At 63.9% G+C, this 13,573-nt stretch carries 12 protein-coding genes and 1 pseudogene; 10 read left to right on the forward strand and 3 right to left on the reverse strand.

Going from position 1 to position 13,573, the window contains the following annotated elements:
- Positions 1-49: 49 nt before the first annotated feature.
- The 4 genes and pseudogenes from PQR32_RS06125 to PQR32_RS06140 all read left to right on the forward strand — a co-directional run.
- Positions 50-1,315: pseudogene (locus tag PQR32_RS06125) on the forward strand (efflux RND transporter periplasmic adaptor subunit); the annotation flags it as partial.
- A gap of 311 nt (positions 1,316-1,626) precedes the next feature.
- The gene (locus PQR32_RS06130; RefSeq protein ID WP_408223260.1) at positions 1,627-3,156 is read left to right on the forward strand and encodes an efflux transporter outer membrane subunit; all 1,530 of its coding nucleotides are present in this window, start codon (positions 1,627-1,629) and stop codon (positions 3,154-3,156) included.
- 151 nt (positions 3,157-3,307) lie between these two features.
- Complete coding sequence (locus PQR32_RS06135; protein WP_408223262.1) at positions 3,308-4,588, forward strand: MFS transporter; 1,281 nt, start codon at positions 3,308-3,310, stop codon at positions 4,586-4,588.
- 272 nt (positions 4,589-4,860) lie between these two features.
- Positions 4,861-5,046 carry a hypothetical protein gene (locus PQR32_RS06140; protein ID WP_007179669.1) on the forward strand — a complete coding sequence of 62 codons (186 nt, stop codon included), beginning with the start codon at positions 4,861-4,863 and terminating at the stop codon, positions 5,044-5,046.
- A 64-nt stretch (positions 5,047-5,110) separates the two neighbouring features.
- On the opposite strand, the gene mgrA is transcribed toward PQR32_RS06140, so the two are convergent.
- On the reverse strand, positions 5,111-6,154 hold the full coding sequence (mgrA, locus tag PQR32_RS06145) for an L-glyceraldehyde 3-phosphate reductase (protein WP_408223264.1): 1,044 nt from the start codon (positions 6,152-6,154) through the stop codon (positions 5,111-5,113).
- Between the two features lie 216 nt (positions 6,155-6,370).
- Between mgrA and PQR32_RS06150 the strand changes: the two genes are divergently transcribed.
- A complete protein-coding gene (locus PQR32_RS06150; RefSeq protein ID WP_408223266.1) occupies positions 6,371-6,577 on the forward strand; it encodes a DUF3185 family protein in 207 nt (68 codons plus the stop codon).
- 74 nt (positions 6,578-6,651) lie between these two features.
- Here PQR32_RS06150 and PQR32_RS06155 read toward each other — a convergent pair whose 3' ends face one another.
- The gene (locus PQR32_RS06155) at positions 6,652-7,413 is read right to left on the reverse strand and encodes a phytanoyl-CoA dioxygenase family protein (protein ID WP_408223268.1); all 762 of its coding nucleotides are present in this window, start codon (positions 7,411-7,413) and stop codon (positions 6,652-6,654) included.
- 459 nt (positions 7,414-7,872) lie between these two features.
- On the opposite strand from PQR32_RS06155, the gene PQR32_RS06160 reads away from it, so the two are divergent.
- The gene (locus PQR32_RS06160; protein WP_408223270.1) at positions 7,873-8,238 is read left to right on the forward strand and encodes a hypothetical protein; all 366 of its coding nucleotides are present in this window, start codon (positions 7,873-7,875) and stop codon (positions 8,236-8,238) included.
- Positions 8,239-8,411: 173 nt separating this feature from the next.
- Here the strand turns inward: PQR32_RS06160 and metK are convergent, their stop codons facing one another.
- The gene (gene metK / locus PQR32_RS06165) at positions 8,412-9,602 is read right to left on the reverse strand and encodes a methionine adenosyltransferase (RefSeq protein ID WP_408223272.1); all 1,191 of its coding nucleotides are present in this window, start codon (positions 9,600-9,602) and stop codon (positions 8,412-8,414) included.
- A gap of 277 nt (positions 9,603-9,879) precedes the next feature.
- Here metK and PQR32_RS06170 point away from each other — a divergent pair, with 277 nt between their 5' ends.
- The 4 genes from PQR32_RS06170 to xerC all read left to right on the forward strand — a co-directional run bounded on the left by PQR32_RS06170 (position 9,880) and on the right by xerC (position 13,490).
- The gene (locus PQR32_RS06170; RefSeq protein ID WP_408223274.1) at positions 9,880-10,764 is read left to right on the forward strand and encodes a lipid A biosynthesis lauroyl acyltransferase; all 885 of its coding nucleotides are present in this window, start codon (positions 9,880-9,882) and stop codon (positions 10,762-10,764) included.
- A gap of 94 nt (positions 10,765-10,858) precedes the next feature.
- Positions 10,859-11,746, forward strand: coding sequence for a diaminopimelate epimerase (gene dapF, locus PQR32_RS06175; protein WP_408223276.1), 888 nt, complete (start codon positions 10,859-10,861; stop codon positions 11,744-11,746).
- A 57-nt stretch (positions 11,747-11,803) separates the two neighbouring features.
- The gene (locus tag PQR32_RS06180; RefSeq protein WP_408223278.1) at positions 11,804-12,526 is read left to right on the forward strand and encodes a DUF484 family protein; all 723 of its coding nucleotides are present in this window, start codon (positions 11,804-11,806) and stop codon (positions 12,524-12,526) included.
- A 40-nt stretch (positions 12,527-12,566) separates the two neighbouring features.
- Positions 12,567-13,490, forward strand: coding sequence for a tyrosine recombinase XerC (gene xerC / locus PQR32_RS06185; protein ID WP_408223280.1), 924 nt, complete (start codon positions 12,567-12,569; stop codon positions 13,488-13,490).
- Positions 13,491-13,573 lie beyond the last annotated feature (83 nt).

Consider the following 13,573-nt stretch of genomic DNA (forward strand, 5'->3'; position numbering starts at 1 on the left):
ACACAAGAGGCAGCTTCGACTGCCCATGCATCTTCACAGGGGAAGTTTGATGGAAGGACAACGTCCAGACGGTTCCAGCGCCGCGCGCGATCCTGCAAAGGCGAAACGCACACGCTGGATCGGGATCGCGGTTGCCGTGGCGGTCATCGCATTGGCGGCGCAAGGTATCTGGTCGCGCCACGATGCACACGCGGCGCTCGAACGCGATGCCGAGCATACGAGCCAGACGAGCGTCGAAGTCGTGCGGCCGCAGAAGTCGACGGCCGGACTCGATCTCGTGCTGCCCGGCAATGTGCAGGCTTTTCTCGACACGCCGATCTACGCGCGCACTAACGGCTATCTGAAGAAGTGGTATGCCGACATCGGCGCCCACGTGAAAAACGGCCAGTTGCTGGCGGAGATCGATACGCCGGAAGTCGACGATCAACTGCGCGCCGCCCGCGCCGATCTCGCGAACGCCAACGCCAACTATGCGCTCGCGAAAAGCACCGCCGACCGCTGGACCGACATGCTGAAAAGCAAATCGGTCTCGAAGCAGGAAACTGACGAGAAGGTCGGCGACATGCTCGCGAAGAAAGCCTCGCTCGACGCAGCGCGTTTCAACGTGGCGCGGCTCGAGAAGACGCAGTCGTTCCAGAAGGTGTACGCGCCGTTCGACGGCATCGTGACGGCGCGCAATGTCGATGTCGGCGCGCTGATCGACGCGGGTAGTTCGGGCGGTCCAGCCAAGGAGCTGTTTCATGTCGCGCAGGCGGATCGGCTGCGCGTTTATGTGAACGTGCCGCAGGCTTACGCGCAGCAGGTTCGCGCGCAGCAGAACGCGTTTCTGACGCTGACCGAGACGCCATCGAAACATTATCCGGGCACCGTGGCGCGCACTGCGGGCGCCGTCGATCCGCAACAGCGCACGATGCTGGTCGAAGTCGATGTCGATAACCGCAATGGCGATTTGCTGCCGGGCGCGTATGCGCAAGTGCACTTCGCGTTGGGCACGGGCGCCGCGCCGTTCACGTTGCCTGGCAACGCGCTGCTGTTTCGCCCTGACGGCGTGACAGTGGCGACCGTCGACGCGCAGCACAAGGTGAAGCTCGTGCCCGTGTCGTTGGGAACGGACTTCGGCACGCGTGTGGCGGTCGTGTCCGGCTTGCAAGGCGGTGAGCAGGTGATCCTGAATCCGCAGGACTCGATCGTCGATGGCGCACCGGTGCGGATCGTGGCAGCGAAAGCGGGTGCGGCGACGGGCGCGTCTGGTGCGGCGGCGGGTAGTGAAGGAGCTGCGGGCGCGTCAGGGGCGGCAGCGAGCAGCGGCGGAGCTGCGGGCGCGTCGGGAGCAGCAGCGAGCAGCGGCGGAGCTGCAGGCGCTTCGGGGGCAGCAGCGAGCAGCGGCGGAGCTGCGGGCGTGTCGGCGGCGGCAGCGAGCAGCGGCGGAACTGCGGGCGCATCCGGCGCAGCGGCACGCGGCGACGGAGTGGCGGTCGGCTCCGGCGCAGTTGCGAGCAGCGCCGCCCTAGACGTCGTGCCCGGGACAGCGGCACGCGGTCAACGGGCGACGCGCGCATCCGGCGCAATAGCGGAAAACTCGCCGACAGCTCATGTCACCACATTGCCGTTCGCGAGGGCGTCGTCATGAACGCGCCGGGATCCCGTCGCCGGTTCGTCGCGCCACCGCTGCGATACGTCTCGCTGCGCGCGTCCACTTTGGCACTGGCAAGCGCATGCGCACTCAGCGCGTGCACCGTCGGCCCAGACTATGTGAAGCCATCCGCCTCCACCGCCGCAACCTACAAGGAACTCGACGGAACCGGCTGGAAGCCCGCGCAACCCGCCGACACGCTCACACGCGGCGCGTGGTGGAGCGTCTACGCAGACCCGTCGCTCGACGCACTCGAACAACAGGTCGCGAGCGCGAACCAGAACGTGCAGGCCGCCGAAGCACGCTTTCGCGCCGCTCGCGCAACCGTGGCGCAATATCGTTCGAGCTTCTTCCCGGTCGTTACCGCGAACGGCGCCTATTCGCGCGCGCGTTCGTCGGAGAACGTGCTGCACAAATCGACCGCCGGCCTCACGCTGAACGACTATCTCGTGCAAGCCGACGCTTCGTGGGAGCCCGATCTGTGGGGCCGCGTGTCGCGCAGTGTCGAAGGCGCGAAAGCCGAAGCGCAGGCCAGCGCCGCCGATGCACAAGCCGTACTCCTGTCGATGCAGGCCGAACTCGCCACCGACTACTTCGAGCTGCGCGGGCTCGACCAGGAGCACCAACTGCTCGACGATACCATCGAGGCCTACAAGCAAGCCCTGGATCTGACGCAGCACCGCTACACCGGCGGCATCGCCACGGATGCCGATGTCGCGCAGGCGCAGACGCAACTGAAAACCACCCAGGCGCAGGCACTCGACCTCGGTGTGCAGCGCGCGCAACTCGAACACGCGATCGCGATTCTGATCGGCCAGCCGCCGTCCACTTTTTCGCTGCCGGTTGCGCCACTCAGTGCGGTGCCGGTGGTAGCGACGGCGGGCGTGCCGTCCGCGTTGCTCGAACGCCGACCGGACATTGCGGCGGCGGAACGGCACGTCGCCGATATGAATGCGCAGATCGGTGTGGCGACGGCGGCGTTTTTCCCGAACCTCATCTTGTCGGTGACGGGTGGCCTCGAAGCCACCAACTACAGTCAATGGTTGCTGGCGCCGAGCCGGCTGTGGTCGCTCGGGCCGACGTTGGCGGGCACGCTGCTCGACTTCGGCGGACGCGCTTCCGTGAAGGAACAGGCCCGCGCGCATTACGACGAGAGCGTCGCGCAATACCGGCAGACGGTGTTGAGCGCCTTCGGCCAGGTCGAGGACAATCTCGCCGCCTTGCGCGTGCTCGAACAGGAAGCGACCGCGCAGGACGATGCGGTGGCGGCCGCGCAGCGTGCGCTGGCAGTCGTATCGAATCGCTACATGAACGGCGCGATTACGTATCTCGACGTGGTGGTCGCGCAAACCACCGCGCTCACCAACGAGCGTGACGCCGTCTCGATCGCGCGTCGGCGGATGGCCGCGAGCGTGGCGTTGATCAAGGCACTGGGCGGTGGCTGGGACGCGTCCGCACTGCCGACGGACGAGCAGATCGTGCATCCTTCCGCACCGGCTAGCGATGCCGCAGCGCACGGGTAGTCATCGTTTTTCGATGCTGCGCAGAGGGCGCAGGGTGCGCCGGGAGGTCGCGTCGCAGTGGCGGCTAACTGCGCTCCGCACCGGCTCGCACGCTCTTTTCAGCGTATCCTTAACTCCTTTGTGTCCTTTGCATCCCTGAGGAGATTTTTTCGTGACCCCGCCGCCGGACTCCCACCGGACTGCTACTTTGGCTGCTCCTGCTTCAATCGCTTCTTCGACCGCTTCCGCCGTGCCCGACATCCCTTACCTCGAACGCGGCACACGCGCGTACTGGCGCGCCAGCATCGCGCTGCTGTTCGCCGGCTACGCGACGTTCTCGCTTCTCTATTGCGTGCAGCCCTTGCTGCCGTCGTTTTCAACGGCGTTCAACGTGACGCCGGCACAAAGCAGCCTGTCGCTCTCGCTGACCACGGCCGCGCTCGCGCTTGCCGTGTTCGTCGCAGGCTTCGTCTCGGAAGGCTGGAGCCGTCACAAGCTGATGACGCTGTCGCTCACCGTTTCCGCGCTGCTGACCATCGGTGTGTCGATCGCACCGCAGTGGGATCAACTGCTCGTGCTGCGCACCCTCGAAGGTCTCGCACTTGGCGGCGTGCCCGCCGTCGCGATGGCTTATCTTGCGGAAGAAGTGCATCCCGACGGCCTCGGCCTCGCGATGGGACTCTATGTCGGCGGCACGGCGATCGGCGGCATGGCCGGACGCGTGATCACCGGCGTCGTCGCGGATCTGTTTTCGTGGCGCATCGCGATCGGCACGATCGGCGTGCTCGGCATTCTGTCGATGCTCGCGTTTCGCGCGCTGCTGCCACCGTCTCGCCATTTCGTGCCGCGGCGCGGACTCGGCTTTACGCATCACCGCACTGCCCTGCTCAGGCAATTCACGCGACCCGGACTGTCTCTGCTGTTTCTGCTCGGCTTCGTGCTAATGGGCAGCTTCGTCACGCTGTACAACTACATCGGCTACCGGTTGCTCGCGCCGCCTTATCAGTTGAATCAGACGGAGATCGGCGCGATCTTCGTCGTGTATCTGACGGGCGTGGTCGCCTCGCCGTGGTCGGGACGCATGGCCGATAACTTCGGCCGCGCTCGCGTGCTCACCGCCAGCTTGCTGTTGATGGCGTTCGGTCTCGCGCTCACCATGCTGCAGCCGCTGGCGGCGATCGCGGCCGGCATCGCGTGCGTGACGTTCGGTTTCTTCGCCGGACATTCGGTGGCGAGCAGCTGGGTCGGCCGCCTCGCCAAGGATGCCAAAGGTCAGGCCGCCGCGCTATATCTGCTCGCGTATTACATCGGCTCGAGCGTGGTCGGCTCGTACGGCGGTCACGTGTGGGCCGGTTTCGGATGGAACGGTGTGGCGGGGCTGGTTGGCGTGCTGCTTGTCATCGGCCTGGCTGCAACGATGCGCTTGCGCGGATGTGAGCAACCTCGCATCTGATGCTCGCGTGAAGACCCAGCGCGCATTGAATGACGCTAAAACGTAAGGCCGACGTAAGCGAACGCTTCATTTTTCGCCTCGCATTTGCTGCGTCGCGACAATCGCGGCGGCCCTTGCCGCGTCGGGTTCAGCGGCTTGCGAATAGCCGCTGCAGCGCCGCAAAGCGTCGTTATATCGACCTGACTTGTCTCCTATACTCAAATCGAGCGTGGGTGGTGCATGACTCCATAAATCGAGCCGCCGCCTTCGCCCGAATACATAAGGAGACGAGAATGACGACCTACTTCACGATCGGCGATTTCATCCTGGTCATTCCGATGGCGTTGGCCGGGGCTTTGTTTGTCGGCGCGCTTCCCTGCAAGACTGAATTCCGGCACAACGCGTTGCGCGTGCTTGGCGCGCTGATCGGCGTAGTGTTCGCGGTCGTGCTGGTCGAAGGTTTGCCGGCGCTCGTCTAGAAGAAAAAAGCCGCCCCGTGGGCGGCTTTCTATTGTTATGGCGTGAAAGGCCAAGGCGCGGGGATCAGATCGCCTGATCCGTCGAGGGCTTTTCCCACAGGTTGATGCCACCTTCGGTCGCGTAGCGGTCGATCTCGGCCAGTTCGTCCTTCGAGAACGCGAGATTCTTCAGCGCGCCGACGTTCTCGCGCACCTGCTCCGCACGGCTTGCGCCGATGAGCACGGACGTCACGCGCGGATCGCGCAGCGCCCAGGCGAGCGCCATCTGCGCCAGGCTCTGGCCGCGACGTTGCGCGATGTCATTCAGCTTGCGCACATGCTCGATGTTCTGCGCGCTCAAATGCTCCTGCTTCAACGAACCGCCGCCCGGCTTGTTGACGCGTGCATCGTCCGGCACGCCGTTCAGGTATTTGCCGGTGAGCAGACCCTGAGCCAGCGGCGTGAATGCGATCGCGCCCGCGCCGACCTTCTCCAGCGTATCCAGCAGCTCCTGCTCGATCCAGCGATTGAGCATGTTGTACGCGGGCTGATGAATCAGCAGCGGCACCTTGTACTCGGCGAGCAGTTTCGCCATTTCGAGCGTTTTGGTTGCCGAGTACGACGAAATCCCGATGTACAGCGCCTTGCCCTGCTGCACGGCGCTCGCCAACGCACCCGCGGTTTCTTCGAGTGGCGTATCGGCGTCGAAACGATGCGAATAGAAAATATCGACGTAGTCGAGGCCCATGCGTTGCAGGCTCTGATCGAGACTCGCGAGCACGTATTTGCGCGAGCCGCCGCCTTGACCGTACGGCCCCGGCCACATGTCCCAACCGGCCTTCGACGAAATCAGCAGTTCATCGCGATACGGCTTGAAGTCGTCCTTGAAGAGTCGGCCGAAATTGGTTTCGGCGCTGCCATACGGCGGCCCGTAGTTGTTGGCGAGGTCGAAGTGCGTGATGCCCAGGTCGAAGGCCGTGCGCAGGATGTCGCGCTGCGTGGAGATCGGCGTGGTGTCGCCGAAGTTGTGCCACAGGCCGAGCGACAGCGCCGGCAGTTTGAGACCCGACTTGCCGCAGACGCGGTACTGCATGTCCGAATAGCGTTCTGAAGCTGCTTCGTAAGCCATTGCTAGTGTCCTTGATGGTGAAGGCGCCCGACCAGTGCGGGCATGGGCAATTGCATGCTGCGGGAGGCGTGCTGCTTTATTTTTGTAGGTAGGGAAGACGGCCAGACCGCTATGGTAGCGAATCGACGTGATGCATGCAGACACCCAGTATGCGGGATGGACGATCGCTTGCGGCTCCCCTACACTTTGCCCGACTCAAGATTATGGGAGAGGTCAATGACGAAGGCGATTTCCATCGCGTTGATTGTCGGCGGTATTGTGCTGCTGTATTTCGGCGGGCAGGCGTTCAATTCGGTGAGCAGCGACGTCTCGCGCGTCTTTACCGGTTCGCCGACCAACAAGGCGATCATGCTGATTGTGGGCGGCGTCGTGGCCACGATCGCAGGCCTGACTGGAATGGCTTTGTCGGGACGCAAGCGGTAACGGCGTGCGCGACGCGCGGCGCTCGGATTCTCAGCGTGTGAACCCGAAGCGCCGCCGCGAGAGATTGAAAAAACCTAGAACGCCACCTCGGGCTTCGCAGCCGAACGGGTTCCCGGCAATGGCACGTTGCTCGCGCCGTGATAGGTGTACACCAGCGAAAACTTCACCTGATCGCTGATGTTCTTGCCGGCCGAATGCAGCGTATTGCAGTGAAAGAACACCACGTCGCCGGCCTTCAGTTCAGGTGACACCGCAGTGCGAATCCATTCCTGATTCTCTTCCAGATCGGAGCGGAAGAATTTGGCCTGATCGAACCGGTCGGACGTGAACACGGCGCTGTGCGACTTCGGCACGAGCCACAGCGCGCCGTTATCCACCGTCTCCGCGCCGACCGCAAGCCACACCGAAACCAGATCGTCCCGCTCGAACGACCAATACCGCACGTCGCGATGCCAGCCGGTCAAGCTGCCGTACGCCGGATGCTTGGTCATCATGCAGTTATGATGCGCGCGTGACAGACGCGGCTCCTCACCGAAATACAGCTCCATCCAGCCGCGAATTTCCGGCGCGGTCGCCCATTGCGCGAAACTCGGATGACGTGCGTACGCATCCAGCAACCGCCGCACCGTGTGACCACCCGGCGCCTGTTTGGAAGTCGGCGCGCCGGGATATTGCAGATCCGCTTCGAACTCGATCGGCGCGGCCGCTTCCTGCAACTGCCGCTGCGCAACCTGCTTCAATTCATCGCAACGCTCGGGCGAGACCAATCCGGGCACCACGACAAAACCCTGCTCCCGCAACGTCTGGATCTGCTCTTTCTTGGAATGAAGTGACATGGTGTTCCGTTACTGTCGACAAGCTGATGCTCGATTGTAAAACGGGCGCGATCGCACAGTGTGCTGTTTCACGGGCGGGAAACCGGACTTTACGCACTGCTTCATGCGCCGTGCTCGATTTCATGGCACTTCAGATGGGCAAGCACGCACGAAAATCGACCGCAAAGGGCGCGACCCCGCGGCCGCAAATCGCGATCTACCCCGTAAAAACCCGTATTTGCAGGGTAAAAACGGACTTTATGACGTCACGAATCGCGTGTAACCTGCGCTGCATGTTGATCGCCACTCCCGCACTTTCGCGCCGCGCACAGGCCACCCAGGCCGACTCCGCTGTACTCCGTGCATTTTCCAGTCGAATTCCAGGCTTACGCGCCGTCCATCGCGACACCGCCATTGGCACATTTGGTGCTTTTCATGGCGTACATTCCGTCGCGCGACACGTTGCCTACTTGTGAAGCCATGCATACTCTCCTGAGCACCCGTCTTACCCGAGCCGCACTGAAAGCGGCGCGTCCTGCGCGCCGCCATGTCGTGCGCGCGCTGCGCCATCACGCCACCCGCACCCGCGCGCTCGGCGAGCAATGGCGCGATGCCAAAGCCGTCGACGGCATTCGCACCTGGTTCAACACGTTCTTCTCCGCCTTGCGTCTGCAAGGCAGCTCGCGCCGTTTTTCGCTGCGCACGCTGCTGCGCAAACCGACGCCGCTGCGCCTCACCGTGCAACGCGCGCCGGTCGCCGTGCCACAGAACACGAGCCGCCGCCCGCGTCGCATGTCGACGAATGGCAGCACCGGCTGGTTCGCGTTTGCGTTCGCGAGCCGTTAAGGCGATTACAGAAACACGCTGTCAGATCGGCTGCTGCGTCGCGCTAACCCGAAAAGCACATCGCGGCCGCTGAAGCCGCCAGTCCGCTGCGCAGCAAAGTGACCGACACAAATGAAAAACCCCGCCCGGCTCTCACGCCGGCGGGGTTTTTTGCTGAAACGGACAACTCGCGCTTATTCGGCCAGCGCGGCAACCGGTTCCGTACCGGCGGCTTCGGCGAGCGCCAATGCCTTGTCCGTGGATTCCCACGTGAATTCCGGCTCTTCGCGGCCGAAGTGACCGTAGGCCGCGCTCTTCTCGTAGATCGGGCGCAGCAGGTCGAGCATCTGGATGATGCCCTTCGGACGCAGGTCGAAATGCTCCTGCACCAGACGCGTGATGGTCGCATCCGACACGCGGCCCGTGCCGAACGTATTCACCATCACCGATGTCGGCTGGGCGACGCCGATAGCGTACGACACCTGAATCAGGCAACGCGAAGCGAGGCCCGCGGCCACGATGTTCTTCGCCACGTAACGGCCGGCGTAGGCAGCCGAACGGTCGACCTTCGACGGATCCTTACCCGAGAACGCGCCGCCGCCGTGCGGTGCGGCACCGCCGTACGTATCGACGATGATCTTGCGGCCGGTCAAACCGCAATCGCCTTGCGGACCGCCGATCACGAAACGACCCGTCGGGTTCACCAGGAACTTGATGTCGCCCTTGATGAGCTCGGCCGGCAGCGTCGGCTTGATGACTTCTTCGATCACGGCTTCGCGCAGCGTGTCCAGATCGATGTCCGGCGAATGCTGCGTGGACAGCACCACGGTGTCGATTGCATGCGGCTTGCCGTCGACATAACGCACGGTGACTTGCGACTTCGCATCCGGACGCAGCCAGGGCAGACGCCCATCACGGCGCAGATTCGCCTGACGCTCCACCAGACGGTGCGACAGGTGGATCGGCAGCGGCATCAGTTCCGGCGTTTCTTCGCACGCGTAACCGAACATCAGGCCCTGGTCGCCGGCGCCTTGATCGAGGTTGTTGTCGTGCGCGCGGTCCACGCCCTGGGCGATGTCCGGCGATTGCTTGTCGTACGCGACGAGCACCGCGCAGCCGCGGTAGTCGATGCCGTAGTCGGTGTTGTCGTAGCCGATGCGCTTGATCGTGTTGCGCGCGACCTGGATGTAATCGACGTTCGCGGTGGTGGTGATTTCACCGGCCAGCACGACGAGACCCGTGTTGCACAGCGTTTCCGCGGCGACACGCGAGTATTTGTCTTGAGCCAGAATGGCGTCGAGAATGGCGTCTGAAATCTGATCCGCGACTTTGTCGGGATGGCCTTCGGAGACGGATTCGGAAGTGAAGAGATAGTCGTTTGCCACGTTGCAGACTCCTGTTGTGTGGTTACGGTTGAGTTTCACGTAGCCAGCTTCGGGAGCCTTGAAGCGGCGACGCTTTAGCGGATTACCTTACCGGGAGGCGCAAATCACATGGTTTGCAGCCACCGGCTTCGCCCCGCAAGTTGTCTATTAACTCGGCGAAGCCCTTATTATAGCGACTTCTTATGATTGTCACAGAGTGTCCAAGAGTGCGGTATTACGTCAATTTTTCCGCTTTCCTGAATTCCGTCACGCACGGCGCCTTTTTTCAGGAGGCGGCATGCTGAGCCGCTATGGCGCAAAGCTCGCGATCGGGCTGCTGAAACTGTTTGCACTGTTGCCTTATGGTCTCGTCGCCCGTCTCGGCGACGGCCTTGGCTGGTTGCTTTATCAGATCCCGAGCCGGCGCAAACGCATCGTCCATATCAATCTCAAACTGTGCTTCCCCGAATGGAGCGACGAGCGCCGTGAAGACGTCGCGCAGAAGCATTTCCGCCATGCGATCCGCAGCTACCTCGAACGCAGCGTGCAGTGGTTCGGCTCGGCGAAAAAGCTCGAAAAGCTGATCCAGGTCGACAGCGAAATCGATCTGACCGACCCGAATATGCCGCCCACGCTGCTCCTCGGCCTTCATTTCGTCGGCATCGAAGCCGGTGCGATCTTCATCAACTACGCGCTCAAGCGCCAATGCGGCTCGCTGTATCAGCCAATGTCGAACCCGGAACTGGAAGAAGTCGCCAAAGCGGCGCGCGGACGTTTCGGCGCGGACATGGCGAGCCGCGCGGACAGCGCGCGCATCGTGCTGCGCTGGCTGCGCGATGGCAAGCCGGTGATGCTCGGCGCCGACATGGACTACGGCGCGCGCAACTCCACCTTCGTGCCGTTCTTCGGCGTGCCAACCTGCACGCTGACCGCGGTCGGACGTCTCGCCAAGGTCGGCCACGCGCAAGTGGTGCCGTTCATCGGGGAGGTGCTGCCGAACTACAAAGGCTACCGGCTCAAGGTGTTCAAGCCGTGGGAAAACTACCCGACCGGCGACGACGACGCGGACGCCCGTCGCATGAATGCCTTCCTGGAAGAGCAGATTCCGTTGATGCCCGAGCAGTACTACTGGGTCCACAAGCGCTTCAAGACCCGGCCGCCGGGTCAACCGAGCGTGTATTGAACGGCCGCCTTCGCGGTGCGCGAAGAAAACGCCCGAACACGGAAATAACGCGGCGTTCGGGTGCACCTGTGGGCGCGTCACTTACAATAGCGTGATGAAACTGAAATTCACCAAAATGCACGGCGCGGGCAACGACTTCGTCGTGCTCGACGGCTACACCCAACCGGTCAAGCTGACGCCGGCGCAGGTGCGCGCGCTCGCGGACCGGCATTTCGGCGTCGGCGCCGACCAGTTGCTGCTGGTCGAAAAGCCCACGGTGGCCGGCGTCGATTTCAGATATCGCATCTTCAATTGCGACGGCGGCGAAGTCGAGCATTGCGGCAACGGCGCGCGCTGCTTCGTCAAGTTCGTGCGCGATAGCGGCCTCACCGATCAACGCAGCGTGCGCGTGCAGGTACAAAAGGGCACCATCACGCTGACCATGCAGGAAAACGGCGAAGTGCTGGTCGACATGGGCACGCCCGTGTTCGATCCGGAACGCGTGCCGTTCGCCACCAAAGGCCTCGAAGGCCGCCGCGAGGGCGCGGACACGCTCTGGCCGCTCGACGTGAACGGCACAACACGCTGGATTTCGGTGGTGTCGATGGGCAATCCGCACGCCGTGCAAGTGGTCGACGACGTCGAAGCGTTCCCGGTGCTGGTCGAAGGTCCGGTGATCGAACGTCATGCGCGTTTTCCGCAACGGGTGAACGCGGGCTTCATGCAGATCGTCGGCCGCAGCGAAGTCAAACTCCGCGTGTACGAACGCGGCGCGGGCGAAACGCTGGCATGCGGTACGGGCGCCTGCGCGGCCGTCGCGGCCGGCATCCGGCGCGGGCTGCTGGACGCACCGGTGCTCGTGCACACGCATGGCGGCAAACTGACGATCACTTGGGACAGCACGCAAGCAGATGAGCCGCTGCTGATGGCCGGACCTGCCGCGACCGTCTTCGAAGGCGAAATCGAACTGCCCGACTCATTAGCCGATTCACAGGCCGCATAAACTCATTGACCGATGCGCCGCCCCAAGGCGTCGCCCCGTAGTCCTTTAGCCGAAACCATGAACGATCGCGAAGTCGCCGAATATCTGCTCGCCAATCCTGAATTTTTCGCCGAACACGCGGAAATGCTCGCGACGATCCGCCTCGCGAATCCACACGGCAAAGCCGCGGTGTCGCTGCAGGAACGGCAGATGGAAATGCTGCGCGACAAGAACAAGCATCTCGAACGCCGCCTCGCCGAACTCCTGCGCTACGGTCACGAGAACGACAGCATCGCGTCGAAATTCAACCGCTGGACCATTCGCGTGATGGCCGAGCGCGATCCCTATGCGCTCCCGCGCACGATCGCCACCGGCTTGCGCGATATTTTCGACGTGCCGCAAGCCGCGCTGCGCGTGTGGGATGTGGCCGAGTCGTATGCTCAGGCCGACTTCGCGCGCCACGTCGGCGAAGAAGTGCGCATCTTCGCCAACAGCCTGACCACGCCGTATTGCGGCGCGAATACCGGCTTCGAGGCGGCGCAGTGGCTGGCGCCGTCCGTGGCCGCCGTGAGCGACGAAGGCGCGGCCGGCCATACGGCGTCCGAGTCGGCGCACGCCACCGAATCGATCGCCCTGCTCGCGCTGCGCGATCCCGAAGGCAAGGAAGAAGCGCCGACCTTCGGCCTGCTGGTGATGGGCTCGGCCGACGCGCGCCGCTTTCACGACGGCATGGCCACCGACTTCCTGACGCAGATCGGCGCGCTGGCCAGCGCCGCGCTGAGCCGTCTGCTGCCGCGCTGAGCCGCGTTTAGCTCCGCGCCAGCCGCTCAAAAAGCCCACCGTGACCGCCGCCGACCCGATCGCCGCCTATCTGTTGAATCTCGAACACGAGCGGCGGCTGTCGGCACATACGCTGCGCGGCTACACCCACGAACTCGAAGAACTCAAGCAGTTGGCCAAAGGCCGGCCGCTCGAAAGCCTGACCGCCGTGGACATTCGCGGCGCCGTTTCGCGAGCGCACGCGGGTGGCCTGACGGCGCGCTCGATTAGTCACCGGCTATCGGCGTGGCGCGCGTTTTATCGCTGGCTCGCCGGCCGCGTCGATCTGTCGGCCAATCCGGTCGCGACCGTGCGCGCGCCGAAGCAGGCCAAGCCGCTGCCGAAAGCGCTTTCCGTCGACGACGCCACGCGTCTGATGGAAAGTCCGCCCGCCGCATCGCCCGAAGGTTTGCGCGACCACGCCATGCTCGAACTGTTCTACTCGTCCGGCCTGCGACTCGCGGAACTGGTCGGCCTGGACGCCCGTTTCGCCGATGCCGACGGCTACCGCTCGGCCGGCTGGCTCAAGCTCGATTCCGCCGAGGTCGAAGTGCTCGGCAAGGGCAACCGGCGCCGCGTCGTGCCGGTCGGCAGGAAGGCGCTGGAAGCCTTGAGCGCCTGGCTCGCCGTCCGTGACCAGATGGTGAAGCACGATCCGCATCCGCTGTTCCTGTCGGCGCGAGGCAACCGACTGTCGCCGAACGTCGTGCGCGAGCGCGTGAAGCGCGCGGCGCTGGTCGCCGGTATTCCCGCCAATGTGCATCCGCACGTGCTCCGCCATTCGTTCGCCACGCACGTATTGCAGTCGAGCGGCGATCTGCGCGCCGTGCAGGAGTTGCTCGGCCACGCCAGCATTACCGCGACGCAGGTCTACACAGCGCTCGATTTCCAGCATCTCGCGCACGTCTACGATCAGGCGCATCCGCGCGCCAAAAAACGCGACTGACTCCGCGACGCGCGGCGTGCAGTCTTCGCCTTCGCTTTACCTGCCGCGTGCGCCAAGCCGCGCGGCCCATTGCTCTCTCTGAC

Source organism: Paraburkholderia dipogonis (genome assembly GCF_046027395.1).
Lineage (GTDB): Bacteria > Pseudomonadota > Gammaproteobacteria > Burkholderiales > Burkholderiaceae > Paraburkholderia > Paraburkholderia dipogonis_A.